Source organism: Streptomyces sp. NPDC026301, from assembly GCF_055567935.1.
This window is the reverse complement of the sequence record NZ_JBVHPN010000004.1, coordinates 397,465-424,272: the sequence shown is the minus strand read 5'-3', so window position 1 is coordinate 424,272 and position 26,808 is coordinate 397,465. Positions and strand designations below refer to the sequence as shown.

14 protein-coding genes, 1 pseudogene and 1 riboswitch are annotated in these 26,808 nt (G+C 72.9%); of the genes and pseudogenes, 6 read left to right on the top strand and 9 right to left on the bottom strand.

The window, feature by feature from the left end; genetic code table 11:
• Nucleotides 1–123 precede the first annotated feature (123 nt).
• Nucleotides 124–1,122, top strand: coding sequence for an acetylxylan esterase (locus ACZ4MH_RS09710; RefSeq protein ID WP_351591392.1), 999 nt, complete (start codon nucleotides 124–126; stop codon nucleotides 1,120–1,122).
• 21 nt (nucleotides 1,123–1,143) lie between these two features.
• Here ACZ4MH_RS09710 and ACZ4MH_RS09705 read toward each other — a convergent pair whose 3' ends face one another.
• From ACZ4MH_RS09705 to ACZ4MH_RS09685, 5 genes and pseudogenes are all read right to left on the bottom strand, one after another.
• Complete coding sequence (locus ACZ4MH_RS09705) at nucleotides 1,144–1,644, bottom strand: hypothetical protein (RefSeq protein WP_351591389.1); 501 nt, start codon at nucleotides 1,642–1,644, stop codon at nucleotides 1,144–1,146.
• A gap of 149 nt (nucleotides 1,645–1,793) precedes the next feature.
• A complete protein-coding gene (locus ACZ4MH_RS09700; protein WP_351591386.1) occupies nucleotides 1,794–3,425 on the bottom strand; it encodes a beta-N-acetylhexosaminidase in 1,632 nt (543 codons plus the stop codon).
• 4 nt (nucleotides 3,426–3,429) lie between these two features.
• Nucleotides 3,430–4,278: a carbohydrate ABC transporter permease gene (locus ACZ4MH_RS09695; protein ID WP_467754439.1), complete on the bottom strand. Its 849-nt coding sequence runs from the start codon at nucleotides 4,276–4,278 to the stop codon at nucleotides 3,430–3,432.
• Nucleotides 4,275–5,249 (bottom strand): annotated as a pseudogene (locus ACZ4MH_RS09690) (carbohydrate ABC transporter permease); the annotation flags it as partial. The gene ACZ4MH_RS09695 and the pseudogene ACZ4MH_RS09690, both read right to left, overlap by 4 nt.
• Nucleotides 5,179–6,483 carry an extracellular solute-binding protein gene (locus tag ACZ4MH_RS09685; RefSeq protein ID WP_351591380.1) on the bottom strand — a complete coding sequence of 435 codons (1,305 nt, stop codon included), beginning with the start codon at nucleotides 6,481–6,483 and terminating at the stop codon, nucleotides 5,179–5,181. The pseudogene ACZ4MH_RS09690 and the gene ACZ4MH_RS09685, both read right to left, overlap by 71 nt.
• Nucleotides 6,484–6,693: 210 nt before the next feature.
• Here ACZ4MH_RS09685 and ACZ4MH_RS09680 point away from each other — a divergent pair, with 210 nt between their 5' ends.
• Genes ACZ4MH_RS09680 through ACZ4MH_RS09670 form a run of 3 tightly spaced genes read left to right on the top strand, consistent with a single transcriptional unit; the run spans nucleotide 6,694 to nucleotide 8,826 of the window.
• A complete protein-coding gene (locus tag ACZ4MH_RS09680; RefSeq protein ID WP_351591377.1) occupies nucleotides 6,694–7,917 on the top strand; it encodes a cytochrome P450 in 1,224 nt (407 codons plus the stop codon).
• Between the two features lie 37 nt (nucleotides 7,918–7,954).
• A complete protein-coding gene (locus ACZ4MH_RS09675; protein WP_351591374.1) occupies nucleotides 7,955–8,149 on the top strand; it encodes a ferredoxin in 195 nt (64 codons plus the stop codon).
• Nucleotides 8,146–8,826 carry a TetR/AcrR family transcriptional regulator gene (locus ACZ4MH_RS09670; protein ID WP_351591371.1) on the top strand — a complete coding sequence of 227 codons (681 nt, stop codon included), beginning with the start codon at nucleotides 8,146–8,148 and terminating at the stop codon, nucleotides 8,824–8,826. Before ACZ4MH_RS09675 ends, ACZ4MH_RS09670 begins: the two co-directional genes overlap by 4 nt.
• A gap of 3 nt (nucleotides 8,827–8,829) precedes the next feature.
• Here the strand turns inward: ACZ4MH_RS09670 and ACZ4MH_RS09665 are convergent, their stop codons facing one another.
• On the bottom strand, nucleotides 8,830–9,324 hold the full coding sequence (locus ACZ4MH_RS09665; protein ID WP_351591369.1) for a DUF4188 domain-containing protein: 495 nt from the start codon (nucleotides 9,322–9,324) through the stop codon (nucleotides 8,830–8,832).
• Nucleotides 9,321–18,722, bottom strand: a complete 9,402-nt coding sequence (locus ACZ4MH_RS09660; protein WP_467754438.1) for an amino acid adenylation domain-containing protein — start codon at nucleotides 18,720–18,722, stop codon at nucleotides 9,321–9,323. Before ACZ4MH_RS09660 ends, ACZ4MH_RS09665 begins: the two co-directional genes overlap by 4 nt.
• Before the next feature lie 178 nt (nucleotides 18,723–18,900).
• Nucleotides 18,901–19,118, top strand: a riboswitch (cobalamin riboswitch).
• Nucleotides 19,119–19,274: 156 nt separating this feature from the next.
• Here ACZ4MH_RS09660 and metE point away from each other — a divergent pair.
• On the top strand, nucleotides 19,275–21,605 hold the full coding sequence (gene metE, locus ACZ4MH_RS09655) for a 5-methyltetrahydropteroyltriglutamate--homocysteine S-methyltransferase (RefSeq protein WP_351588819.1): 2,331 nt from the start codon (nucleotides 19,275–19,277) through the stop codon (nucleotides 21,603–21,605).
• A 196-nt stretch (nucleotides 21,606–21,801) separates the two neighbouring features.
• The gene (locus ACZ4MH_RS09650) at nucleotides 21,802–23,994 is read left to right on the top strand and encodes an FUSC family protein (RefSeq protein ID WP_351588836.1); all 2,193 of its coding nucleotides are present in this window, start codon (nucleotides 21,802–21,804) and stop codon (nucleotides 23,992–23,994) included.
• Nucleotides 23,995–24,015: 21 nt separating this feature from the next.
• On the opposite strand, the gene metX is transcribed toward ACZ4MH_RS09650, so the two are convergent.
• Both metX and ACZ4MH_RS09640 read right to left on the bottom strand, forming a co-directional pair.
• A complete protein-coding gene (gene metX, locus ACZ4MH_RS09645) occupies nucleotides 24,016–25,173 on the bottom strand; it encodes a homoserine O-acetyltransferase MetX (RefSeq protein WP_351588833.1) in 1,158 nt (385 codons plus the stop codon).
• On the bottom strand, nucleotides 25,170–26,534 hold the full coding sequence (locus ACZ4MH_RS09640; protein WP_351588816.1) for a bifunctional o-acetylhomoserine/o-acetylserine sulfhydrylase: 1,365 nt from the start codon (nucleotides 26,532–26,534) through the stop codon (nucleotides 25,170–25,172). Before ACZ4MH_RS09640 ends, metX begins: the two co-directional genes overlap by 4 nt.
• Nucleotides 26,535–26,808 lie beyond the last annotated feature (274 nt).

The window sequence follows — 26,808 nt, the reverse complement described above, 5'->3', positions numbered from 1 at the left end:
GCCGAGCGGAGCGCCCGCGCGGGCTGCCGCCGCGTTCGCCGCGGTCACGCCCGGCAGCACCCGTACGGGCACGTCCGCGTCGGACACCCGCCTCGGCCTCGACCACTTGAAGGAGCGCGGCCCGTGCCGTTCACCGATCTGCCGCTCGACCGGCTTCGTACCTTCCAGACCGACGCATCCGCCCCCGTCGACTTCGACGCCTTCTGGAAGGAGTCACTTGCGCTGTCGTACGCGTCGGCCGGCGCCCCGACGGTCACCCCGGTCCGCGACCCGCTGCTGACCGCCGTCGACGTGGCCGACGTGCGGTTTCCCGGCTGGCGCGGACAGCCCGTCGCGGCCTGGCTGGTCAGGCCGGCGGGCGCCGCCGGACCGCTGCCCACGGTGATCACGTACCTCGGTTACGGCTGCGGACGCGGCCTGCCGACCGACCACCTGCTCTTCCCCTCGGCCGGCTACGCCCAGCTGGTCGTCGACAGCCGGGGGCAGGGGCATGACACACCCGACCAGGAGGAGGGGGACGGACCCCAGTGGGTCGGGGGGTTCATGACCCGCGGCATCAACGATCCGCACCACCATTACTTCCGCCGGCTCATCACGGACTGCGTGCTCGCGGTCGACGCGGCCCGCGCGCTGCCGTACGTCGATACGGACCGCATCATCGTCCAGGGCGGCAGCCAGGGGGGCGGGCTGGCGCTCGCGGTAGCCGGACTCGCCGGGGACCGCGTCGCCGGTGTACTGGCCGACGTGCCCTTCCTGTGCCACTTCCGGCGGGGTGCCGCAATCGCCACGGAAGGTCCCTACGCCGAGCTCGTGCAGTACCTGCGCCAGCACACGCGCGACGATCCGGAACGGGCCTTCGGCACCCTCGACTACTTCGACGGCCTCCACTTCGCGCCCCGGGCCTCGGCACCCGCGCTGTTCAGCGTGGGCCTGATGGACCCGGTGTGCCCGCCGTCCACGGTGTACGCCGCCGTCAACCGCTACGCGGGCAGGGCCGCCATGAAGGTCTGGCCGTACGCCGATCACGGCGGTGGCCAGGGTTCGATGGCACCCGAGCAGCTGCGCTGGCTGCGTGACGAAGGGCTCTCGCCGGGCGCGGAGCGGTGCCGGGCAGTGTCGTGAGGGCGGGCAGCGCGGCGCGTCTCAGTGGCCCGGGTGGGTCTCCCAGCGGGGGCCCTGGTCCGGGTCGTCGGTGTCGGCCAGTTGGGTGACCAGGCCGTGGGTGGTCGTGAGGTCGTGCAGCAGGGTGCGGGTCCGGTCCGCGGGGAGGCCGGCGGTGCGGGCGATCTCGTCCAGGTACGCGCCGCGGCCCTGTTGCTGTTCGGCCTCGGTCACGGCCTGGAAGACCCGTTCGTGGTCCTCCCCGTAGCCCGGACGGCCGCGGCCGCTGAAGCTGCGGGTGGGTTCCTGGGAAGCGCCGGGCCTGACGGGGCCCGTCTGGGCGGCGGGCCAGTCCTGCTTGCCGCGGTGGACCGGTGCCACCTTCTCCTCGTGGGTCAGCGTGGACCGGTCCGGCACGTGCGTGCGCTGTTTCGACGCGCCTGTCGTGCGGCCCTGCGCACTGGGCGTCTCCCCGGCCTGCTCGGCCTCGCGTGCGGCCGCGCGGCGCTGGTCCTCGTCTCCTTCGACCTTCTTGCGCACCATGAGGTGTACTCCCTGTTCGACTGGGCGACGGCGGTCTCGCCGGCGGTCCGCCGGGCTGCCCCGGCCGGTACCGCATCCTCAGCGTCCCCCGTCCCCGGCGGCGCGACCACCGGGGCGCCGCCGTCCGCAGTGCCCGCCGAACGGGCGACTCATGCATGAGGCGGTGCGCCCTCGATCGGGCGGCCGAGCACGCCGGGCCGGCGCTGGCGGGGCAGCGGGCCGCCGGGCGGGCGGTAGTCGACGCCCAGGGCGTCGAGGCGCGCGTAATGGCCGGCCATCCGCGCCTCGAAGTCCTGATAGTCCCGTTCCGCCGGCCCCGGCAGCGCGGACCAGGCGACCTCGGCGAACGCGGCGAGCCGGGGAAAGGCCTGGTAGTCGACGCGGGAGCGGTTCTGCATGACCTCGGTCCAGACGTTGGCCTGCGTGCCGAGGATGTGCCGGGCCGCCTCGGGGGAAAGACCCGGCGGTACGGGTTCAAACCGGTAGACGTCCTCCAGGGTGCGTACGTAGCCGATGGGCATCGGCTCGTCGGGGCCGCCGTGCTGGCGGTGGTCCAGGTACACCTGCTGCTGCGGGCACATCACGACGTCGTGCCCGGCCTCGGCGGCGGCGATGCCGCCCGCGTAGCCGCGCCAGGAGGAGACCGCGGCGCCTTCGGCGAGGCCGCCCTCCAGGATCTCGTCCCAGCCGATGAGGCGGCGGCCGCGCGCGGTCAGCCAGCGGTCGAAGTGGCGGATGAACCAGGACTGGAGTCCGTCCTCGTCGGCCAGGCCCAGCTCCGCGATCCGGGCCTGCGCGGCCGGGGACCGCCGCCACTGGACCTTGGGGCACTCGTCGCCCCCGATGTGCACGAAGGGCGAGACGGCGGCCGGGAAGAGGTCGAGTACCTCGGTGAGGACGTCCTCGTAGAAGCGGAGGGTGGTGTCGGTGGGTGCGAGGACGTGCGGGCTGACGCCCCAGCTGTCCCACACCTCCAGCGCCGCGGTGTCGACGACGTCGGTGTTGCCGAGCCAGGGGTAGGCGGCGATGGCGGCCTGGGAGTGACCGGGGATGTCGATCTCGGGGACGACGCGGATGTGCCGCTCGGCGGCGTACGCGACGATCTCCCGGATGTCGTCCTGGGTGTAGTACCCGCCGTACGGCGTCTCGTCCCACAGCTCCGACGCGCGGTGGCCGTACTTGGTGCGGGCGCGCCAGGACCCGACCTCGGTGAGCCGCGGGTGGCGCTTGATCTCGATACGCCAGCCCTGGTCGTCGGTGAGGTGGAAGTGGAAGACGTTCAGTTTGTGCGCGGCGAGCAGGTCCAGGTAGCGGAGGACGTCGTCCTTGGGGAGGAAGTGGCGGGCCACGTCGAGCATCATGCCGCGCCAGGCGAAGCGGGGGCCGTCCTCGATGCGTACGGCCGGGAGGGACCGGGTGCGGTCCGGGGCGACCGGGGCGCGGCGGAAGGCGTCGGCGCCGAGGAGCTGACGCAGCGTCTGGGCGCCCCAGAAGACGCCGGCCGGGCCGCCGCCGGTGATCCGTACGGCGCCGCCGGTGGTGTCCAACCGGTAGCTCTCGGGCGGCAGTTCGGGGTCTACGGTGAGTGTGATCGTGTGGGGCGCGCCGGCGGGGCCGGGCGGGAGCGGCAGTCCGAGTGCGGCGCCGAGGGTGGTGCGCAGCCATCGCTCGGTGGTTTCGGTGCCGGGTCCGGCCGCGAGGGCGGTGGTGTGGTCGAGGACGCATGTCTCGTCCTCGACGGCGTCCATGTGTACGGGGGCGGGGAGCAGTTGCGCGTTCATGGCATCAGTCCTTGACCGCGCCGCCGAGTCCGGAGACCAGGCGTCGCTGTACGAGTACGAAGAAGACCAGGACGGGGACGGTCATCACCGTGGAGGCGGCCATGATCCCTCCCCAGTCGTTCTCGTCGGGCTTGAAGAAGACCAGCAGTGCCATGGGCAGTGTGGACTGCGAGGTGTCGCTGATGAGGAAGGACTTGGCGAACAGGAAGTCGTTCCAGGTGGAGATGAAGGAGAAGACGCTGGTCGCGGCCAGGCCGGGAAAGACCAGCGGGAAGAGGATCTGCCACAGGAAGCGGGCGCGGCTCGCGCCGTCGATCGCGGCCTGTTCCTCCAACGCGTCCGGTACCGCCTTGACGAAGCCGCGCAGCATCCAGATGGCGAACGGCAGCGAGAAGGCGAGGTGCGGCAGGATCAGTGAGCCGAGGGTGTTGAGCTGGCCGAAGTCCCGCATGAGGAAGAACAGCGGGATGGTGAGCGCCTCGACCGGCACCATCTGCGCGACCAGGAACATGATCAGCAGGGTGGTGCGGAACCGGAAGCGGAAGCGGGTGACCGCGGTGGCGGCCAGGAAGGCGATCAGCGCGGAGGCGAGGACGACGGTGCCCGCCACGATCAGGCTGTTGAGGAAGTACCGGCCGAAGTCCTGCTGTGCGAAGACGCGGCGGAAGGAGTCCAGGGTCGGGGCGAGGGTCCAGGGGCTGGGGTCGGTGGACTGGATCTCGTCGGCGGGTTTGAGGGCGGAGAGGACCATCCAGTACAGAGGGAAGGCGACGAGGACGGCGATGGCCACGGCGGCGGCCTCGGCGGCCAGCCGGCCGGGGCGCCGGATGCGGAGCGGGCCGAGCAGGCTCACAGTTCCTCCCCCTGTCGCCGCACGATGCGCAGGTACACCAGCGTGACGGCCAGCAGGATCAGCAGCATGACGACGCCGATGGCCGAGCCGAGGCTGTACTGCGAGGAGGCGAACGCCTTTTGGTACGCGTACACGTTGAGCACGAGGTTCTGTCCGGCGATGCCGCCGCCGCCCGTCATCACGTAGATCTGGGTGAAGACCTTGAAGTCCCAGATGACCGACTGGATGGTGACGACGACGAGGATCGGCCGGAGCATCGGCGCCAGGACCGAGCGCCAGATACGCCACTGCGAGGCGCCGTCGAGCGCTGCCGCCTCCAGTATTTCCGCGGGGACGGCACGGATGCCCGCGTACACGGTCACCATCACGAACGGGAACGAGCACCAGACGACTTCGAGGAGGACCAGGGCGAACGCGCTGTACTGGCCGTACGTCCAGGAGAAGTCGCCGAGCCCGAGCACCCTGTTGACGGGCCCGAAGTCGGGGTCGAAGAGGAAGACCCAGACGGTGGAGCCGGTGATGGCCGGGGTGGCCCAGGCGCCGAGCGCGGCCATCATCAGGACGAGCCGGGGCAGCGCGCGGACGCGGGTCAGCAGGACGGCGAGCGCGCAGCCGACCAGGAGGGTGGCGAGCACGCAGGCGGCGGCGAAGAGGACCGTGGCGAGGAGCACCTGCCAGAACTGGCCGTCGGTGAAGAGCGCCGCGTAGTTGCCGAATCCCTGGAAGGAGGTCGGTTGCCCGCCGCTGACCTGGGCCTGGGTGTACTCCAGGAAGGAGATCAGGCCGAGCTGGTAGATCGGGTAGACGAGCAGCCCGCCGAGCAGGACGAGCGCGGGCAGCAGGTAGAGCCAGGGCGTCCAGCGGGAGCGGCGCAGGGCGGTCGAGGTCAAGGGGCGGCCCTTACCGCGCGGCGGAGAACGCGGCGTCCATCTTCTTCGCCGCGTCGTCGGACGCCCGGTCCACGCTCTTACGGCCGCTGACGATCTCCTGGTACATGGTGGGGAGGATCAGCGAGGCGTCGATCTGGCCCCAGGCCGGGGAGGCGGGCACGAACTTGGCCCCGGCGTGCAGGGTCTTGACGAACGGCGCGACGTACGGCTGCTTCTTCGCGGCCTCGTCCAGCACGTCGGTGTAGGTCGGCAGGAAGCCCATCGCGTCGAAGAGTCCCCGCTGCGATTGTTTGCCGGCCAGCCACTTCATGAGGTCCACCGCGAGGGTACGGTGCGCGGTGCTCTTCAGGACGCCGATGTTGTTGCCGCCCGCGAAGGCCGGGGCGATCGACCCCTTCTTCGCGCCGGGGAGCGGGACGACCGCGTACTTTCCCTTGGCCTTGCTCGCCTCGACGGCGGCGTGGCTGAAGTCGCCGCCGATGGCCATGGCCGCCTTGCCGGAGGTGAAGGCGGTGACGGTGGCGTTGCCGCCCATGGAGGCGCACTTGTCCGCGGGGCAGTTGGCGTCGCCGAAGAGCGCGGCGTAGGTCTCGATGCCCTTGCGGGCCTTCGGGGTGTTGACAGCCGCCTTGTACGTGTCGCCGCGCTGCACGGCGAGTTCGCCGCCCTCGGCCCAGAGGAAGGGCAGGGCGCCGTAGGTGTACGCGCCGCCGACCGCGAGGCCGTAGAGGCCGGGCCGGGCCTTGTGGATCTTCTTCGCCGCCGAGACCAGCTCCGCCTGGCTCTTGGGCGGCGCGATGCCGAGGTCCTTGAGGACGTCGGTGCGGTAGTACAGCGCGCGGACGCCGACGAAGAGCGGCGCGCCGTAGACCTTGCCGTCGACGGTCACGGACTGTTTGGCGGTGGGGTCGGTGTCCTTCGCCTCGTCCCAGGCGGTGTACTCCGCGGTGACGTCGGCGAGGCCGCCGTCCTTCACATAACCGGCGGTGTCGGTGTTGCCGTACTCGATGAGGTCCGGGGCGCTCGCGGGGTCGTTGAAGGCGGCCTTGATCCGCTGGGCGCGGGTGTCGACCGGGATGTACTCGACCTGTACGTCGGTGCCCTTGTGCTGCTTCTCGAACGCGGCGACGGCCGCGTCGACGACCTTCTCCTTGGGCTTGTTGCCGACCTCCCGGAACAGCCACACGCGCAGCGTCCCGCTCTTCTCGTCCTTGGTCCCGCCGCTCGCCGAGGTCTGCGGAGCGCAGCCGGTGACGGCGAGGCCTGCGAGGACAAGTCCCGCCAGCGGAGCGGCTATTCGGGCATACACGGTCATCGACACCCCTACAGATCGCGCGTTGCAACATACGCAATGAACGTTTCGCTCTGCACAACTGGCGAGATCATATGGGCGCCGAAGAACGCCGACAAGTGGTCTGTACCACTCAACTGGCGTTCAGTATCGGCCAATCGAACTTAAGGCGATTGTCTTAGTAAGACACGCGTCTTACGGTGGCCGGGACGCCGACGCCCGGAGGAGCCCCCCATGACCGACGAGGCCACACCGATCCCCGACTACCCGTTCGCCCAGCCCCACGTGCTGGAGCCGCCGCAGGAGTGGGCCGAGAACCGGGCGAAGTGCCCGGTGGCGCACGTCCGGATGCCCAGCGGCGACGTGGTCGGGCTGCTGACCGGATACGACGAGGTCCGCACCCTGCTGGCCGACCCGCGGTTCAGCCGCAACCTCGCCCGGGAGGGCGGGGCACGCCTGTCGAACACCGAGGACGGCGGGATGTTCAGCCGGCGCAACCCCGGCGCCACGGACATCCAGGAGGGCCCGGGGCACCAGCGCTGGCGGCGGCTGCTCAGCCGCGCCTTCACGGTGAAGAAGATGGAGGCGTGGCGGCCGCGCATCCAGGGCATGGCCGACGAGCTGGTGGACGCCATGATGGCCGGGGGCTCACCCGCCGACCTCCGGACGGCCCTCGCGCTGCCGCTGCCGGTCCAGGTCATCTGTGCGCTGCTGGGCGCGCCGAGCGAGGACCAGGAGAAGTTCGCGTACTGGTCGGAGGTGGCGTTGACGCTGACCAAGTACACGCAGGAGGAGGTCGACGCGGCGCAGCAGGCGTTCCTGGACTACGCCTCGGACCTGGTCGAGCAGAAGCGCGCGCACCCCGGTGACGATCTGCTCAGCGAGCTGACCCTCATCTCGGACAGCCAGGACGGCCGGCTCAGCCACGACGAACTGGTCTCCACGGCGCGGGGTCTGCTGCTGGCCGGGCACGAGACCACCTCGAACATGATCCTGAAGATGACGGCGCTGCTGCTGGCCGAGCGGGAGCGTTACGAGGCGGTGGTCGCCGACCCGGAGCTGGTCACGGGCACGGTCGAGGAGTCCCTGCGGATGGACCCCCTGGCGGGCGTCGGCATCCCCCGGTTCATCACGGAGGACACCGAGGTCGGCGGGGTACCGGTCGGCGCGGGCAGCAATCTGTTGGTCAACATGGCCGCCGCCAACCGGGACGCACGCAAGTTCCCCGAGCCCGACCGGTTCGACGCGCGGCGCGAGAACAACAGCCAGCACGTCACCTTCGGCGCCGGTCCGCACTTCTGCGTCGGCCAGACACTGGCCCGGGTGGAGCTGAACGTGGTACTGAGTACGTTCGCCCGGCGGCTGCCCGGCCTGCGGCTGCGGGACACCCCGGAGGAGCTGCGCCCCCGGGACGGCGTCGCGGCCGGCGGCCTGCAGGAGCTGTGGGTCACCTGGTGATCACGGAGCATCGGGGCAGCGGGAACGAGGAGATAGCATGAAGATCACCGTGGACCAGGAAGCGTGCTGCGGCAGCGGGTTGTGTGTGCTCAAGGCCGATCAGGTCTTCGATCAGCGGGAGGAGGACGGTGTCGTGATGCTGCTGGCGGAGGCGCCGTCGCCGGAGGACTTCGAGGATGTGCGCGCCGCGGCCGCGGGGTGCCCGACCGGAGCCATCCGACTCGCGGAATGAACACCCCAGCACCGGCCGCCCCGCCGTCCCCCCGCTCCGTGGTCGCGCGGAACAAGCTCATGCGCACCGCGGAGCGGCTCTATGCCGAGAAGGGCTTCGCGAACGTCTCGGTCCGGCAGATCAGCGAGGCGGCCGGCCAGCGCAACAACTCCGCGGTGCAGTACCACTTCAACGGCCGTGACGAGCTCATCAAGGCGATCCTGTCGAGCTACACCGACGTCATCGAAGAGCGCCGCATCGCCATGGTGGAGGCGCTGCTCGGCACGGAGCGGGCGGTGACGCGGGAGGAGCACTACGCCTGTCTCATCCTGCCGGGCGTCGAGTACCACATCGAAGCGTCCGCGCCGACCTGGGGCGCGCGCTTCTTCGCCCAGGCCATCGTCGAACCGGCGCTGCGCGAGTACGTGATCCAGGAGCAGCTGAACACGCCGTCGCTGCGCCTCCTCAACACCCGTGGTGCGGTGCGCCGGAAGGACTTCGCGCCCGGGCTGTTCCAGCGGTACAGCGCGATGGTGCGGCAGCTCAGCGTGCACGCCTTCGCGGAGCTGGAGTACGACCTGGCCAACGGCCGGATCGAGCAGCGGGAGGCGGAGGCGCACTGGCGGGTGCTGGGGCAGGACCTCATCACGGCACTGTGCGGACTCTCCACCGCCCTGCTCGGCGGGGCCGGGCGCTGAGGCTCAGCGCAGGCCCAGCCGGTCGGCCGCCGTGTCGCCGCGGCTGCCGACCGGCAGGACGCCGGTGGCGGCGGCCAGCCCGTACGGCGGCATGTCGACATAGACCGCCTCGTACGCGCCCGCCGGCACGAGGTAGTTCTCGTGGTAGAGCCCCACGGCGCCGCGGCTCTCCCGGATCCGCCGGTTGAACTCCGCCCACGCGGGCCGGTGCCGCCGCCGCGCATCCGAGGCGTACGCGAGCAGCTTGTCCTGCGACTCCCAGTACTGGATCAGCTCGATCACCCGGGGCGGGCCGAACCGGGTCCGGGAGCCCAGCAGCCCGCTGTCCCGGTCGGCCAGCAGCTCCCTGATCAACGGTGCCATCGCCCGGCTCACCGGCACCCAGTACCGCGGCGAGCGGAGCCGGTTGACGCGCATCCCGAGGACGAAGACGACCAGGTCACCCGTGGCTGCCGCGGTGGTACGGCCGAGCTCAGGGGGCGGTGTACGGGGCGTCATGCGGGCACCCCGCACTCCGCGCCCGCCAGGGCCTCGCGGGCGAGCCGCGCGTTGTGGACGAGGTGCGCGGCATCGAGCAGCTCGTCGTGCGTGCCGGAGCCGTCGAGCCGGACCGCGCCGGTGCGGGAACTCTCCTGCCAGCCGGCCCGTTTCCCCAGTACGTACGGCAGTCCGCTGCGCTCGGCGGCGATCACCGTGATCGGTGCGGCGACCGTGCCGAGGTTCGGCGTGCGGCAGCAGAAGGCGAGGTAGTCCCGGGCCTGGCCGACGGTCTCCGCGGCGAGCGGGCCCGCACCGGCCCGCAGGCCCAGCCGGTCGCGCAGCCCGTCCTCGAAGCGGGCCAGCTGCTCGCCGTCCAGCGGCCCGGCCTCGGTGAAGCGGTAGGAGTCCAGCAGGACCAGCCGGGACACCTCCCTCCCCCGCCGTTCCAGCTCCTTGGCCACTTCGAAGGCGAGATTGCCGCCGAGCGAGTAGCCGAGCAGGGCGCACGGCCCGGCCGGCCGCAGCGACTCGATGAGGTCGGCGTAGCGGGCGGCCTTGGCCTCGTCGGGGAGATAGTCGAACGCGATGAGGTGGAAGTCCCCCAGGTGCATGGCCAGTTCGCGGTACACGGCGCCGTGGCCGCCCGCCGGCGGGAAACAGAAGACCGTACGATCCGGGGCCGAATCGTCCGGGTCATCCGGGTCGTCCGGCCCGAAGCGGACGTAGGGCGGTGCGTCGTCGGCTTCGCCTGCCACCACATCCTCGACGGTGCGGGCCATGCCGCGCAGGGTGGTGTCCTTGAACAGCGGGCCGACGGGGATCTCGGTGCCGTACTCGGTGCGCAGGTGGTGGATCAGCTCGATGAGGGTGAGCGAGTTGCCGCCGGCCGCGAAGAAGTCGTGCTGCGGGCCGAGGAGTTCACCGCCGAGCAGGGCCTGCCAGTGCGCGGCCATCCGCGCCTCGTAGGGAGTGGCCGGGGCCTCGGGGGCCCCGGGCTCCGGCTCGTACGCGGGGGCCGGGAGCGCGGCGGTGTCGACCTTGCCGTTCGCCGTCAGCGGCAGCGCGGGCAGCGCCACGAAGTGGGACGGGATCATGTAGGCGGGGAGGTGGTCGGCGAGCCTCCGGCGCAGCTCGCCCCGGTCCACCCGCGCCCCTTCGTCCGGTACGTAGTAGGCGCACAGGGTGTTGTCGCCGCCGTCCGTGCGATGGGTCGTGACGTGGACCTGGCGGAGCCCGGCGCAGCGGGACAGCTGTGTCTCCACCTCGCCGGTCTCCACGCGGTGGCCGCGCACCTTGACCTGGCGGTCCGCGCGCCCCAGCAGGTGGACCGTGCCGTCGGCGGACCAGCGGGCCAGGTCGCCGGTGCGGCAGAGCCGGCGCGGCGCGCCGTGCAGAGCGAGGGTCGGGAAGCGCCGGGCGGTCTCCTCCGGGGCGCCGAGGTAGCCGGTCGCGAGGCCTTCGCCGCCGATGAAGAGCTCGCCGGTCACGCCGGGCGGCACCGGCTCGCCGTACCGGTCGAGGACGTACAGCTCGCTGTTGGGCAGCGGGCGGCCGATGGGGACCGTCGCGCCCGGTGCGAGGCCGTCCACCGGGCCTTCGAAGTACGCGCTGTCGATGGTGGCCTCGGTCAGCCCGTACGAGTTGACCAGGCGGGTCCGCGGTCCGCACAGGGCGCGCAGCCGCCGGTGCTCACCGGCCCGCCAGGTGTCCGAGCCGACGATGAGCAGGCGCAGGAAGTCCAGCCGCAGCCCGGCCGCTTCGCAGTGGCCGATCAGGCCGCGGGCGACCGCCGGGACGAATTCGGCGCAGTCCACCCGCTCCTCGGCCATCGTCCGGTACAGCCGGTGGGTGTCGAAGAGCAGATCGCGGTCGGCGAGGAGCAGGGTGCCGCCGGAGCACAGCGCGCGCACCAGGTCGCCGGTGAAGACGTCGAAGGACGGGGCGGCCATCTGGAGGTGGACGCCGACCTCGTCGTCGAGGCGGTACTCGGCGCGCCAGGCGGCGTGCACGGCGGCGAGGCTGCGGTGGCTGACCCGGACGGCCTTGGGGCGGCCGGTCGAGCCGGAGGTGTGGATGAGGTAGGCGGGCGCGTCCAGGGAGATGGGCGGCTCGGGATCAGGGTCGTCCGGGGCGGGCACGTCCAGCTCGTTCAGGGTGACCGCCTCGGGGCCGGGTCCGCTCCCGTCGGGCTCGGGCCGGTCGGGCTCGCGTCGGTCGGGCGCCCCATCGGCCACGAGCAGGACGGCGCCCGCGTCCGCGATCAGGCGGGCCGTCCGGTCGGCCGGATGGCCGGGGTCCAGGGGCAGATAGCAGCCGCCGGCCCGCAGCACCGCGAGGAGTGTGACGATCAGCTCCGGCGACTTGGCCATGCGGACCGCCACCACGGCGCCGTCGCGCACCCCCAGCGCACGCAGCCGGCGGGCCGCCCGGCGGGACCGTTCGTCCAGTTCGGCGTAGCTGAGCCGGCGGGTGTCGCCGGACGTCGTGGGGGCCACGACGGCGACGGCTCCGGGCCGCTCGGCGGCGCGCCGCCGGATGAGGTCGGGCACCGGCACGTCGTGGTCCGCCGTCCGGCCGGACCCGCTCCACCGGGTGAGGATGCGGTCGCGCTCCTCGGGGCCGAGCAGGGGCAGCCGGCCGGCCGGCGCCTCGGCGGGGACGCGGGTCAGCGCGTCCAGCAGGTTCAGGTAGTGCCCGGCCAGCCGACGGGCCGTCGCCGCGTGGAACAGGTCGGTGTTGTACTTCAAAGCACACGTGAAGCGCCCGCTCGCGGGCTCCTCGTAGGCGGCTAGCGTCAGCTCGAACTGCCCTTCTTGCTCCGGCAGTTGGATTTTCTCCACTCGGTGCCCGGCCAGTTCTTCGCCGAGCTGGTGGGTGAGCAGGACGAACATCGCCTGGAACACGGCGGAGCGGCTGGCGTCGTGCGGCAGCCCCAGCTTCTCGACCAGGAGGACGAACGGGTACTCCTGGTGGTCCAGGCCGCCCAGCACGGTGTCGCGGGTACGGGCCAGCAGTTCACCCACCGAAGGGTCGCCGGCCAGGCTGACGTGCAGCGGCAGCGGATTGACGAAGTAGCCGTAGACCGGGGCGTCTTCCGGGTGGGTGCGGCCGCTGACGGGGCTGCCGACGACGATGTCGTCCTGGCCCGAGTAGCGGTGCAGCAGCAGGTAGTACGCGCTCAGCAGGACCATGAAGGGCGTGACGTCGTGGCGGCGCGACAACGCGTGCACCCGTGCGCCGAGTTCGGCGTCGATCTCGAAGAACTCGGAGGCGCCGTGGTGGGTGGCCACCGCGGGACGGGGCTTGTCGGTGGGCAGCTCCAGGTCCGGGATCCGCGCGGGCAGGTGCGCCCGCCAGTAGTCGAGCATGTGCTGTGCCTCGGGCCCGGCGAGCAGGCTGTGCTGCCGGTCGAGGAAGTCCAGGTACCGGGCCGGCAGCGGCGGGAGCTCGGCGGGTCTGCCGTGTCGCAGTGCGTCGTAGAGGGTGAACAGCTCCTCGACGAAGGTGAAGATGGAGTGGGCGTCGGAGACGATGTGGTGGACGGCCTTGAGGACCACCCACCGGTCCGGCGCGAGCTTGAAGAGGCGGAGCCGGACCAGCGGGTCACGCGTCAGGTCGTACGGCCTGCGGTACTCATGGACCAGCCGCTCGCGTACGGCGTCCCAGTCCTCGCCCTGTACGTCGAACACGGCCGTGTCGGCCCGCGCCTCCGGGGAGACGCGCTGCACGGGCCGCCCCTGCTCCGCGACGAAGGTGGTGCGGAGGCACGGGTGCCGCTCCACCAGGAGGCGGAAGGCGGTGCGGACCAGCTCCGGGTCGAGCTCGCCGTGCACCACCATCGCGCCGCCGATGTTGTAGGCGTGCGCATCCGGGTCGAGCTCCCGGAGGAACCACAGCGCCTTCTGGTTGTAGGTGAGGGGGTACTGCTGTTCCTCTTCGGGATGCTCCGCTTCGGGGCGCTGATCTCCGGTGCGCTGTTCTTCGGTGTGCTGCTCGATCGCGGGCGCGGCCTCGGACTCGCCGGCCGCCAGCAGCCCGTCGTACAGCCGGTTGGTCAGCGCGTCGACCGGTTCGCCGCTGAGGAGTGCCACCACCGGGAGTGTGACGCCCAGCTCGGTGCCGGTCCTGGCGCGCAGCTCCATCGCCAGCAGGGAGTCCAGGCCCAGCGCGAGCAGCCCGGCCGCCGGGTCGACGCGGTCCTGCGGCACGCCCAGTACGGCGGCGACCAGCTCGCCGAAACGTTGCGTGATCAGGTGGCGGCGGGCCTCCTCGCCCTCGGCCGCGTGGAAGGCGTCCAGGAACGTGCCGCGCGCGGCGGTCGCCGGGGCGTCGGCGGCGGCCGCCGCGAGGTCGGCGACGAGCGGGGGCGGCGTTGCGTACCAGGCGGTGGCGGTCCGCCAGTCGGTCACGGTGGCGACGGCGAGCTGGGCTCGCTCCTGGCCGATGGTGCGCTCCAGTACGGCCATGCCGGCGGCGGGCGAGAGCGGGCTCATGCCGCGTGCCGTGCGGTAGTGCTCCGCGAGGCCACGCTCCTCGATCATGCCGGCGTCCCAGGGGCCCCAGGCCAGGCTGAGCGCGGGCAGGCCGCGGGCCCTGCGGTGGTGGGCGAGCGCGTCCAGGAAGGCGTTGCCGGCCGCGTAGTTGGTCTGCCCGGCCGTGGTCAGCAGAGCCGCGATGGAGCCGAAGAGGACGAAGTGGTCGAGCGGTTCGTCGCGCAGGTGATGGTGGAGCAGCCAGCCGCCGGCCACCTTGGGACCGTACCCGGCCTCGAACGCCGCCCGGTCCATCGCCGGCACCAACGCGTCCCTGACCTCTCCGGCCAGGTGGAACACCCCTCGGATAGGCTGGAGTTGGCGGCCTCGGCGGTCGGCCAGCCAGTCGGTCAGCGCCGCCTCGTCGGTGATGTCCAGCGGGGCCGGGACCGGCTGGGCACCGAGCGCCTCCAGCTCCTTGAGGAAGGCGATCCGCTGCCCGGCGGGGCTGTCGGGGTCGACGCGGTGCCACTCCGTGCGGTCGGGCAGCGGGGTCCTGCCCACGAGGATCAGCCGGCGGGCGCCGCGTTCCACGAGAGTGCGGCAGAGCACTTGGCCGAGCGCGCCGAACGCGCCGGTCACGAGGTAGTCCGCATCGGGGCGGAGCCGCAGCGGCAGCGGGCGGGTGAGACCGGCGGGCGGGCGGAGCCGGCTGGTGCGACGTTGGCCGTCGCGCAGTGCGATCTCCTCGTCGTCGGTGGTGGCTCGGCCGCCCCCGGTGGCGAGCTCGCGCCAGAGTGCCTCGGCCTCCCCCTCGGCGGGCTCGGCCGGGAGGTCGATCAACTTGCCGCGCTGCGCGGTGAGTTCCTGCTGCCACAGAACCCTGCCGAGGCCCCAGGCCGCCGCGCCCAGCGGTTCGACGGGGTCGCCGGCGGCCACGGCCTGAGTGCCGCGGGTGACGATGTACAGCCGGGCGCCGGGCTGCGCGTCCGGCAACACCTGCGCGAGGCGGACCAGCGAGTACGCGCCGAGGCCGGTGCACCGGGCCAGTTCCGTACGGGTGACCTCGTCCAGCGGTGGCAGGTCCAGGTTCCAGAGGTGCACGACGGCGTCGAAGGAAGCGTCGAGGTCGGCGAAGAGGCGGGTCAGGTCCTCGGCCGAATCGGGCCGGACCGTGGATTCCTCCGGGCCGTGCGCATACCTCGTACCGGGGCGCACCAGGTGGCAGCGTCCGCCGCGGGCGCGTGCGAACCCGGCCAGCCGCTCGGCGAGGGGGCCCGCGTCGGCGAGGATCAGCAGATCGCCGAGGCCGTCCGCATCCTCCGGAAGGCTGTCGGCGTCGGTCCAGACGACCTCGGCCAGCCAGTTGTCGATCGTGCTCAGGCCGACCGAGGCGGAGGCACGTTCGACGTCCGCCGCGCGGAAGCCGGTGATCCGGCCCAGCGGCGCGCCGTCCTCCGTGTACAGCGCGAGATCGCCGGTGATCTCGTCGGCGTCCTGACCGGTGAGGGTGGCGTGCACCCAGAAGGGACGGTCGCCGACCGGGTCGAGGCGTACCTCGGCGATCGCGAGCGGCAGGCGGATGCCGCCGGACGCGCGGTCGTCCTCGGCCGATACGGACGTCAGTTGGGTCGTCAGCAGCGTCTGGAAGGCGGCGTCGAGCAGGGCCGGGTGGCAGTGGCTGTCCGCCGCGCCGCCGGTGAGCCCGGCCGGCGGCCGGATCCGGGCCAGCGCCTCGCCGGGTCCGGTCCAGACCTCCTCGATGCCTTGGAACGCCGGGCCGTACTCGTACCCCTGCTCGGCCAGTGCCGCGTACGTCTCGGGGCCGGACAGCCGGCGGCTGGTGCGGGAGCGGACCGCGTCCGGGTCGAGAGCGGGGCCGGGGCCGCGGCGCTGGCCCGTGCGGACGACGCCGGTGGCGTGCACGGCGGGGTCGGCAGCGCCCGTCGCGACGGTGAAGCCCGCGCTGTCCGGGTCGAAGGAGAACTGGACCGCCGTCGGCCGCGCGTCGTCGAGGAAGAGCGCCTTGGCCAGCCGGATGTCGGCCAGCACCGCCGGGCCGCCGCCGGTCAGCGCCCGTACCGCCTGCGCCGCCATCTCCAGATAGCCCGCGGCGGGGAAGACGGTGTTGCCCTGGATGCGGTGGTCCGCCAGGTACGGCAGCTGTTCGGTGTCGAGCCGGGCCTCCCAGGTGGGCCGGGGGTGTGTGGTGCGGCGGCCCAGCAGCGGGTGGTCGAGGCGGCCGAGCCGGAGCTGCGCGATGCCCTCGGGCTCGGCCCAGTACCGGTCCCGGCGCCAGGGGTAGCGGGGCAGCGGGACCACCCGGCCGCCCGGCTGGAGGGCGCCCCAGTCCAACTCCACGCCGAGCGTGTGCAGTTCGGCCAGGGTGCGGTGGAACCGTTCGACGTCGTCCTCCTGGCGGTGCATCGAGGCCAGCGTCCGGCCTTCGGTGCCCTTCCCCTCCAAACACTCGGCGATCGAGTGGCCCAGGACCGGGTGCGGCCCGATTTCCAGGAAGAGGCGGTGGCCGTCCTCGGCGAGCCGGTCGACGGCCGCCCGGAAGCGGACCGGCTCGCGGACGTTCTCCCACCAGTACGCGGCGTTCAACCCGCCTCCGGCCACGGCTTCCTGGCGTGCCGTCAGGTACAGCGGTAGCTCCGGCGGGCGCGGCTTGAGGTCCGCCAGCGCCGCCAGCAGCTCCTCCCTGATCGGGTCCATCCGCACGCTGTGGTACGGGACGTCGACCGCCAGGAAGCGGGCGAAGATCTGGTCCCGTTCCAGGTCGGAGGCGAGTCCGCGAAGTGCGTCCGCGTCTCCGGAAAGGGTCACGCCGTGGGGGCTGTTGACCGCCGCGACCGACACCCGGTCGCGCAGCGGGCGGACGCGGCGTGCCGCTTCGGCCTCGGTCAGCCCGACGGCGAGCATCGTGCCGGTGCCGGCCAGCCGGTGCTGGAGTCGGCTGCGGTGCAGGATGACCTTGACGGCGTCCGACAGGGTGTAGACCCCGGCTTCGTAGCACGCGGCGACCTCGCCGGTGCTGTGGCCGACCACGGCGTCGGGCCGGACGCCGTGGCTGCGCCAGAGCGCGGAAATGCCGGTCTGGAGCGCGAAGTTGGCCGGCTGCGCGAGCCAGGTCTCCCCCATCCTCGACGCGGCCTCGTCCTTGGCGAGTTCGTCCAGCAGGGACCAGCCGGCCTGCGCACGGATCTCGCGGTCGCACGCCTCGACGGCCGCGCGGTACACCGGTTCGGCCGTCAGCAGCCGGCGGCCCATGCCCCACCACTGCGGCCCCATACCGGTGAACACCCAGGCCGCGCCCCGGCGTTCGCGCTCGCGGCAGTGGCCCGTGACGACACCCGGATGCTGCTCGCCCCGCTCGTACGCGGCCAGCGCCTCGTCCAGCGAGTCGGGCGCCGCCGGTGAGTACGTCACCGCGAGCCGGTGCGCATGGTGTTCGCGGCGGTGGGCGAGGGTGTGGCCGACATCGGCGAGATCGGGCGGCGTGCCGTGCGCGCCGGAGAGCTCGGCGCGGAGACCGGCGGCGAGTGCGCGCAGGCCGTCCGGGTGGCGTGCGCTCAGCGGCAGGATCGTACGGCTGCGCTGCGGCGGTTCGGGCCGCGGGGCCGCCTCGGGGGCCGGTGCTTCTTCCAGCAGTACGTGGGCGTTGGTGCCGCCGAAGCCGAAGGAGTTGACGCCGGCCCGGGCCGGCCCGTCGTGCGCGGGCCAGTCGACCAGCCGGTCCGGGATCTCGAAGGGCAGCGTGGCCGCGTCGAGGGCCGGGTTGAGCCGCTCCAGGTTGAGGTGCGGCGGGATCTTCCCGTGCTTCAGGGACAGCACGGTCTTGATCAGCCCCGCGATGCCGGCGGCGGCCTCGGTGTGCCCGATGTTGGTCTTGACCGAGCCCACGTAGCACGGGGCGCCGGGCGGGCGGCCCGCGGACAGGACGCGGCCGAGCGCCCGGGCCTCGATCGGATCGCCGACGGGCGTGGAAGTACCGTGTGCCTCGACGTACTGCAGGCTGCCGGGCGCGACGCCCGCCTCGGCGCACACCTTCCGTACGAGGTCCACCTGGGCGTCCTCGCGCGGCACGGTGATGCCGTTGGTCCGCCCGTCCTGGTTCACCCCGCTGCCGAGCACCACGGCGTGCACCGGGTCGCCGTCGCGCACCGCGTCGGCCAGCCGTTTCAGTGCCACGACGGCGACGCCCTCGGCACGTACGTAGCCGTCGGCCGCCGCGTCGAAGGCGCGCGACCGGCCGTCGACGGAGAGGAAGCCGCCCTTGGTCTCGGCGATGGTGTACTGCGGCGCGCTGTGCAGCAGTGTGCCGCCGGCCAGCGCGAGGTCGGTCTCGCCGCGCAGCAGGCTCTGCCGGGCGAGGTGCAGGGCGACGAGGGAGGAGCTGCAGGCGGTGTCGAGGGAGACGCTGGGGCCGCGGAAGTCGAAGGCGTGCGAGACGCGGTTCGACACCATCGTCATCATGGTGCCGGTCGCGGTGTGTGCCGCCAGGAAGTCCGGGTCGGCGAAGTGCAGGATCTTGTAGTCCAGCGTGAACGCGCCGATGAACACGCCGATGTCGCGGCCCGCCAGGCCGGCCGGGCGCTGGCCGCCGTCCTCCAGGGCCTCCCAGGAGACCTCCAGGAGCTTGCGCTGCTGCGGGTCGAGGTGGGCGGCCTCGCGCGGGCTGATGCCGAAGAACGCCGGGTCGAATTCGTCGAAGCCGTCGATGTACCCGCCGCGGCCGCCGACCAGCCGCCCGGGCTTGGCCCGGTCCCGGCTGCCCAGGGTGGTGACGTCGTACCGGTCGGCCGGGGTCGGGACGATGCAGTCCCGGCCCTCGGCCAGGTTCCGCCAGAACGCCCGGTGGTCGTTGGCGTGGCCGGGCAGGCGGCAGCCGATGCCGATGATGGCGATCCGGTCACGGGCGGAATCAGGCATTTGACTCATAAGCGCACGATAAGGGGCGCGTGCGGCACATCTCGGCACTCTGCCTGACGACACGTCAGGTCAGCTTGTCGGACAGTCGGCCCGATACCCCCGACCTGTTCCGCGCGGGGCTGCCCGACGACACTCGGCACGGCGTACGCACACAGCGGGGGATGGCACGTGGACGGCGACAGGGCATAACCTGATCGCTGCAGCTGGTTCGCCCTGTCCGCCAGGCAGGCGCGTCGTAAGAGGGAACCCGGTGGGAATCCGGGACTGCCCCGCAGCGGTGAGCGGGAACGACCGCCGTCATACGCACTGGATCCGACCGGGTCCGGGAAGCGACGGCCAGTAGGTGTCTACCTTCGGGTGGACGTGCTCGTGAGTCCGAAGACCTGCCCGTTGCCCGCACGCGGCCCCCGTCGTGTGCGGTCCTTCCGGTGACCTCGAGGGCGGGTCGGCGTACAGCAGGGACGCGGCACACGAGTGCGTGGCGTCCCGTCCGCTGTGCACTCCCTTCGCGCTCTCGCCCGTCGCCGGGCGCTCGGAGACACGCTCGCGAAGGAGAGCAACGTGACCAGCAAGAACACCGCCACGGCCGTACGGGCCACCGTGTACGGCTATCCCCGGCAGGGGCCGGACCGGGAACTGAAGAAGGCGGTCGAGGGGTACTGGAAGGGCCGCGTCACCGCCGACGCGCTCCGGGAGACCGCCGCGGGACTGCGCCGCTCCGTCTGGGGGCAGCTGGCCGAGGCGGGCCTGCACGAGGTACCGACCGGCGACTTCTCGTACTACGACCACGTGCTGGACACCAGCGTCATGGTCGGCGCGATCCCCCGCCGGCACCGCGCCGCCGTCGAAACGGACGCCCTGGACGGGTACTTCGCCATGGCCCGCGGCACGCAGGACGCGGCGCCGCTGGAGATGACCAAGTGGTTCGACACCAACTACCACTACCTGGTGCCGGAGCTGGGCCCCGACACCGTCTTCGCCGCCGACTCCCGCAAGCAGGTCGCGGAGCTGAGCGAGGCCCGCGCGCTCGGCCACACCGCACGCCCCGTCCTGGTCGGCCCGGTCACCTATCTCCTGCTCGCCAAGCCGGCCCCCGGCGTGGACCCCGGCTTCGAGCCGCTGACCCTGCTCGACCGGCTGCTGCCCGTCTACGCCGAGGTCCTCGCCGACCTGCGCGCCGCCGGTGCCGAGTGGGTCCAGCTGGACGAACCGGCGCTCGTGCAGGACCGCACCCCGGCCGAACTGAACGCCGCGGCCCGCGCCTACCGCGACCTCGGCGCCCTCACCGACCGCCCGCAGCTCCTGGTCGCGACCTACTTCGGACGTCTCGGCGAGGCCCTGCCGGTACTGGCCAAGGCCCCCGTCGAGGGGCTGGCGCTGGACTTCACCGAGGCCGCGGCCGGCAATCTGGACGACCTGGCGGCGGCCGGCGGCCTGCCCGGCAAGCGGCTGATCGCGGGCGTCGTCAACGGCCGCAACGTGTGGATCGACGACCACGGGAAGTCACTCGCCACCCTCGGCACCCTGCTGGGCCTCGCCGACCGGGTGGACGTGGCGGCCTCCTGCTCGCTGCTGCACGTCCCGCTGGACGCGGCCGCCGAGCGCGACATCGACCCGCAGATCGCCCGCTGGCTCGCCTTCGCCCGGCAGAAGACCGCCGAGCTGGTCACCCTGGCCCGCGGGCTGACGCACGGCACCGGCATCATCGCCGCCGAACTGGCCGCCAACCGCGCCGACCTCGCCTCCCGTACCGGCGCCGCGCTCACCCACGACCCCGCCGTGCGCGCCCGCGCCGCGGCCGTCACCGCCGCCGACTGCCGGCGCTCCCAGCCCTACCCCGAGCGGTCCGCGGCCCAGCGCGCCCACCTCGGCCTGCCGCCGCTGCCGACCACCACCATCGGCTCCTTCCCGCAGACGTCCGCGCTGCGCACCGCACGCGCCGATCTGCGCGCGGGCCGGATCGACGAGGACGCGTACGAGGAGCGGATCGCGGCGGAGATCCGCGAGGTCGTCGCGTACCAGGAGAAGGCCGGGCTCGACGTCCTGGTGCACGGCGAGCCGGAACGCAACGACATGGTGCAGCACTTCGCCGAGCGGCTGACCGGCTACCTCGCCACCCGGCACGGCTGGGTCCAGTCCTACGGCACCCGCTACGTCCGCCCGCCGGTGCTGGCCGGCGACGTCTCCCGCCCGGAGCCGATGACGGTGCGCTGGACCCGGTACGCGCAGTCGCTCACCGGGCGGCCGGTCAAGGGCATGCTCACCGGTCCCGTCACGATGCTCGCCTGGTCCTTCGTCCGCGACGACCAGCCGCTCGCCGACACCGCGCGCCAGGTCGCGCTGGCGCTGCGCGACGAGGTGGCCGACCTGGAGGCGGCGGGCACCTCGGTTGTCCAGGTGGACGAGCCGGCGCTGCGCGAGACGCTCCCGCTGCGCGCCGCCGACCACGCCGCCTATCTGGCCTGGGCCACCGAGGCGTTCCGGCTCGCCACCGGCGGCGTGCGCCCCGACACCCAGATCCATACGCACATGTGCTACGCGGAATTCGGCGACATTCTCCCGGCCATCGACGACCTCGACGCCGACGTGATCAGCCTGGAGGCGGCCCGTTCCCACATGCGGGTGGCCGGTGAGCTGGCCGCCGCCGGTTATCCGCGCGAGGTCGGCCCGGGTGTGTACGACATCCACTCACCGCGCGTCCCGGACACCGACGAGATCGAGGCCCTGATCCGCGCGGCGCTGACGGCCGTCCCCGCGGAGCGGCTGTGGATCAACCCCGACTGCGGCCTGAAGACCCGGGGCTGGCCGGAGACGCGCACCTCACTGGAGAACCTGGTCGCGGCGGCCCATCGCGTCCGCCGGACGCGCACGGCGCGGGAGGACACCGCCTGACGCCTTCGAGGGCGCTGCCGGACTCAGCGATGCGCGCACCGACCTCGGTACCGGGGCGTGACTCGTGGGATGCTGGGGCCTCCATGGATCATGGCGAGCTTCGGGAGAGTACGGCAGCGTGATAGCAGCGACACGGCGGGCCTCCATCCGCACCTGGGACCGCTTCGCGGCGTCCGACCCGGGACTGCTGCGGCTGATGGCGGGGCTGCGGACGGTCGGCGCGATCGTGCTGGCCCTCGCCGTCCTCGCGCTGCTCGGTACGGACGTCACGCACATGGTCGCGGGCGCCATGGCGGCCATGGTCGCCACCTTCGCGATCAAGGAGAAGGAGGTGCGCGGCCAGGCCGTCACGCTCGCGTGCGGCCTGCCCGTCGCCCTCGCCGCGATGTCGCTGGGTGCGCTGCTGCACACCCGGATCATCGCCGGTGACGTCTTCTTCGTGCTGCTGATCTTCGGCGCGGTGTACGGGCGGCGGTTCGGCGACCGCGGCACGGCCCTCGGCCTGATGGGCTTCCAGGTCTACTTCGTCTCGCTGTTCGTCCAGGCCACCGTCGGCGCGCTGCCGGAGCTGTATCTGACGCTGGCCGTCGCGTTCGCGTGCAGCGCCGTCGTCCGTTTCGCCGTCGTACCGGAGACGCCCCAGCGCACCCTGGGGCGGCTCCGCGAGGCGTTCCGGGCGCGGCTCGCGCAGCTGCTGGCGGCCCAGCTCGAGCTGCTGGACGCCGGCCCCGACGACCTGGACAAGGTCCTGGACACGCTGCGGCGGCGCACGGCCCGGCTGCACGAGGCGGCCCTGATGATCCAGGGCCGGCTGGAGGAGGGGACCCGGGACGAGGCCACGGCGGCGCGGCTGCAGCGCCGCATCGCGGACGCCGAGATCGCCGCCGAGCGGCTGGGCGTGATCCTGCTGAACGCGCGCAGCGCCGAGCGTGCCGACACGATCACGATGCACCTGCCGCACGCGCCGGTGCCGGTCGCCGCCGACCGCGCGCCGGGCGAGGACGCCGAGACCCGCACCCTGCGCCGGGACCTGGGCGCACTGCATCTGCTGATCGCGCGCCGCGGTGCCGACGACCGCGGCATGGCCCTGGCCCACGTACGGAACCGGCTGCTCGGCTACCGCGACGAGGACAAGCTGCCGGCCGCCTCCCCCGCCGTCCAGGACGTCTTCCGCGGCATCGGTGAGGCCGCGCGCGCCGTGCTGGGTCTGCGGCTGGCGCTGGACGGGCCGCAGGACGCGTCCGACGACACGCCCGCGACGGCCCGCTCCCGCGAGGAGTTCGACGCCGAGGACGTCGCGATGGGCAGTCTCGAGGGCGCGTCGGAGGAGCAGGAGGCCGACGAGCGCACCGGGCTGAAGCGGCCCACCACCCGGGCCGCCTTCCAGGTCGCGGTGGGCTCGACGCTGGCCATCATCGGCGGCGAGTTCCTCTCCAGCCAGCGCTGGTACTGGGCGGTGCTGACCTGCTGGGTGGTCTTCCTCAACACCGCGTCGACGGGCGAGATCCTGGTCAAGGGGTACCGCCGGCTGGTGGGCACGATCCTCGGCGTGGTCGCCGGTGTCGCACTCGCCGGGCTGGTCGGCAACCAGACCTGGCTCGCGTTCGCCCTCGTACTGCTCTTCATCTTCGGGATGTTCTTCACAGCGCCGCTGTCGTACGCGCTGATGTCCTTCTGCGTCACCGCGATGCTGGGCCTGCTCTACACGCTGCTGAACACCTACAGCCTGGCCGTGCTGGTGCTGCGCATCGAGGAGACGGCGCTCGGCGCGGCCTGCGGGATCATCGCCGCCGTGCTGGTGCTGCCGGTGCACACCGACCGCCGCACGGACGAGCTGCTGGGCACGGTGCTGGAGCGGCTGAGCGACGTGGTGACGGCCGCGGTAGCGCAGCTGAGTGGCGGTCCCGCCGCCGACCTGCTGGACAAGGCGCGCGACCTGGACTCGGCGCTGGACGATCTGCGTGCCTCCACGCAGCCGCTGACGCATCCGATCACGCCGCTGCGGGGGCGCCGGCAGACCGCCCGCTATCTGGTGGCGCTGCTGGAGACCTGCGCGTACCACGCCCGTTCGCTGGCGGCGACGGCCGAGCTCGTGCCGTACAGCAAGAACGTCGCGGCCGACCCGCGGCTGGAGCGGGCCGGCCGGCGCATCGCCCGGAACATCGACATCATCGTCGCGCGCGTGGTGGACGAGAGCACCCGCGGCGAGGTCTCCTCCGGCGCGAGCATCGCCTCGGTACTGGAGGCGAACGGCACGAACGCGCTGCCCTCGGGCACGGTGACCTTCCGCGTCCTGCGTCACCTCCAGCGCCTCGACGAGGGCGTGATCGGCCTCGCCCGGCCGCTGGAGGTCCCGGTGTCGGGCCGCAATGTGGGCACGACCGGCTGAGAGCTCCCCGGCCCGCCGCCGTCACGCCCGGCTCAGCAGCTCCCTCACCAGTGCCCCCACCTGCTCCGTCTCGATGAGGAAGCCGTCGTGGCCGTACGGCGACTCGATGGTGCGGAGCCGGTCGGCATCGGGCAGGGCGGCCGCCAGCTCCGCCTGCTGGGCGAGCGGGTAGAGCCGGTCGGAGTCGACGCCCGCGACCAGCGCCGGCATCCGGGCCCGGCGCAGCGCGGCCGCCGTGCCGCCCCGGCCGCGCCCGACGTCGTGGCCGTTCATCGCGTCGACCAGCGTGACGTAGCTGCCCGCGTCGAAGCGGCGGACCAGCTTCGACGCGTGGTGGTCGAGGTAGGAGGCGACCTGGTACCGCCCGCCCTGCCAGGGGTCTTCGCCGGGCTGCGGCGTCTGTCCGAAGCGCGCTGCCAGCTCCGGCTCGCTGCGGTACGTCACATGGGCGATGCGGCGCGCGACGCCGAGGCCGTGGTGCGGGCCGCCGCCCGGTGGCGCGTCGTGGTACCGCCCGTCCCGCCATCCTGGATCGGCACGGATCGCGGCGGTCTGGATCGTGCCCCAGGCGATCTGTTCGGCGGAGGACGCGGCGGGGCAGGCGAGCGCGAGCAGCGCGCCCGTGCGCTCCGGGCGGCCGACGGCCCACTCCAGCGCGCGCATCCCGCCCATGGAGCCGCCGATGACCGCGGCCCAGCGCCGGATGCCCAGCGCGTCGGCGAGCGCGGCCTCGGCGGCCACCTGGTCGCGCTGGGTCAGGTACGGGAAGTCCGGCCCCCACCGCTCGGTGGCGGTACGGAGGGAGGCCGGGCCGGTACTGCCCTGGCAGCCGCCCAGTACGTTCGGCGCGACGACGTACCAGCGACTGGTGTCCAGCGGCGCGCCGGGCCCGATCAGCGCGTCCCACCAGCCCGCGGTCGGGTGCCCCGGACCGGCCGGCCCGGCGGCGTGACTGTCGCCCGTCAGCGCGTGCAGCAGCAGCACGGCGTTGCCGGCGTCCGGTGCGAGCCGCCCCCAGGTCTCGTACGCGATCCGTACGCCCTCCAGCGCCCCGCCCGCCTCCAGGGGCAGCGCCCGTGGCAGCGTCACCCAGGCGCGGCGGCCTGGCGGGTCCCCCTCCCGCCAGGCCCCGGTGGCCGGCGGGAGGGAGACCGTGCTCGCCGCTGCGCCCGGGCTCAGGACGCCGCCTTCGCGGCCCGGAACCCCGCCTCCAGGTCGGCCTTGAGGTCATCGGCGTTCTCCAGGCCGACCGACAGGCGCACCAGCCCCGGCGCGGTGCCCGTCGCCGCCAGCTGCTCCTCGTCCAGCTGGCTGTGCGTCGTGGAGGCGGGGTGGATGATGAGGCTGCGGACGTCGCCGATGTTCGCGAGGTGGCTGAAGAGGCCGACCGCGTCGACGAACCGCTTGCCCGCCTCGACGCCGTCCCGCAGCTCGAACGCGAGCACGGCTCCGGCGCCGCGCGGCAGATAGCGCCGCCCCGCCTCGTACCAGCGGTTGGAGGGCAGGCCCGGGTAGTGCACGACGGACACCTCGTCGCGCCGCTCCAGCCACTCCGCGAGCGCGAGCGCGTTGGCGGTGTGCCGCTCCAGGCGCAGGCTCAGCGTCTCGACGCCCTGCAGCAGCAGGAAGGCGGAGTGCGGGGAGAGCGCGGGTCCGAGGTCGCGCAGCAGCTGTACGCGGAGCTTGGCGGCGAAGGCTCCGGGGCCGAGGTCGGGCCAGTACCGCAGGCCGTGGTAGCTGGGGTCGGGCGTGTGGAAGTCCGCGAACCGCTCGGCGTGCGCGCCGAAGTCGAAGGTGCCGGCGTCGACCACGACGCCGCCGATCGTGGTGCCGTGCCCGCCGAGGAACTTGGTCGCGGAGTGCACGACGATGTCCGCGCCGTGCTCGATGGGCCGCAGCAGGTATGGGGTGGGCACGGTGTTGTCGGCGATCAGCGGCACCCCCGCCTCGTGTGCCACGTCGGCGACGCCGCGCACGTCCAGGACGTTGCCGCGCGGATTGCCCAGCGTCTCCGCGAAGAACGCCTTGGTGGTGGGGCGGACGGCGGCCCGCCACGCGTCGAGGTCGTCCGGGTCGTCGACGAAGGACACCTCGATGCCGAGCCGCGGGAGGGTGTGCCGGAAGAGGTTGTACGTACCGCCGTAGAGGGAGCTGGCGGCGACGAGGTGGTCCCCGGCACCGGCCAGGGTCAGGATCGCCAGGGTCTCGGCGGCCTGCCCGGAGGCGAGCGCGACGGCGGCGACGCCGCCCTCCAGCGCGGCGATCCGCTGCTCCAGTACGTCCTGGGTGGGGTTGTGGATCCGGGTGTAGATGTTGCCGGGCTCGGCGAGCGAGAACAGGTCGGCCGCGTGCTGGGTGTCCCGGAAGACGAACGACGTCGTCTGGTAGATGGGCGTGGCGCGGGCGCCGGTGGCCGGGTCGGGCACGGCGCCCGCGTGGATCTGCCGGGTCTCGAACGACCAGCCGGCGCCGGGGTCCTGCCGGGCGCCGTCGTTCGGGGTGTGTCCTGCGGTCACGGAGTCGATGGGCTGGCTGCTCATGTCTGGCCTCACACGCTCGGGGGGGCGGAACCGGCGGCGGCAGGGCCCTTGCCGCACTCGTTCATGGACCGGTGCCAAGGACCGTAAAACGCTTTCCGGTTCGCCTGAAAGGCCGTCCGGCAGGTGGCCACGAACCTGCAATACCGGCCATGCGGCGGCAATGCGGCGGACATGTAAGCCCCCCGGTCTCCTCTCCGGCCCATGGTGCAAAGTAGTGGCGGGGGTTACTTGCTGCCCTCCAACTGCCGTGGGGCGTGGGAGTTCGGGCTTTTGC

What these genes read in the sequence shown, in the direction of transcription:
- ACZ4MH_RS09705 (WP_351591389.1), bottom strand. Translation starts at nt 1,644, where the DNA reads ATGGTGCGCAAGAAGGTCGAAGGAGACGAGGACCAGCGCCGCGCGGCC.
- ACZ4MH_RS09700 (WP_351591386.1), bottom strand. Translation starts at nt 3,425, where the DNA reads ATGAACGCGCAACTGCTCCCCGCCCCCGTACACATGGACGCCGTCGAG.
- ACZ4MH_RS09685 (WP_351591380.1), bottom strand. Translation starts at nt 6,483, where the DNA reads ATGACCGTGTATGCCCGAATAGCCGCTCCGCTGGCGGGACTTGTCCTC.
- ACZ4MH_RS09680 (WP_351591377.1), top strand. Translation starts at nt 6,694, where the DNA reads ATGACCGACGAGGCCACACCGATCCCCGACTACCCGTTCGCCCAGCCC.
- ACZ4MH_RS09675 (WP_351591374.1), top strand. Translation starts at nt 7,955, where the DNA reads ATGAAGATCACCGTGGACCAGGAAGCGTGCTGCGGCAGCGGGTTGTGT.
- ACZ4MH_RS09670 (WP_351591371.1), top strand. Translation starts at nt 8,146, where the DNA reads ATGAACACCCCAGCACCGGCCGCCCCGCCGTCCCCCCGCTCCGTGGTC.
- ACZ4MH_RS09665 (WP_351591369.1), bottom strand. Translation starts at nt 9,324, where the DNA reads ATGACGCCCCGTACACCGCCCCCTGAGCTCGGCCGTACCACCGCGGCA.
- ACZ4MH_RS09660 (WP_467754438.1), bottom strand. Translation starts at nt 18,722, where the DNA reads ATGAGTCAAATGCCTGATTCCGCCCGTGACCGGATCGCCATCATCGGC.
- ACZ4MH_RS09650 (WP_351588836.1), top strand. Translation starts at nt 21,802, where the DNA reads ATGGCGGGGCTGCGGACGGTCGGCGCGATCGTGCTGGCCCTCGCCGTC.
- ACZ4MH_RS09640 (WP_351588816.1), bottom strand. Translation starts at nt 26,534, where the DNA reads ATGAGCAGCCAGCCCATCGACTCCGTGACCGCAGGACACACCCCGAAC.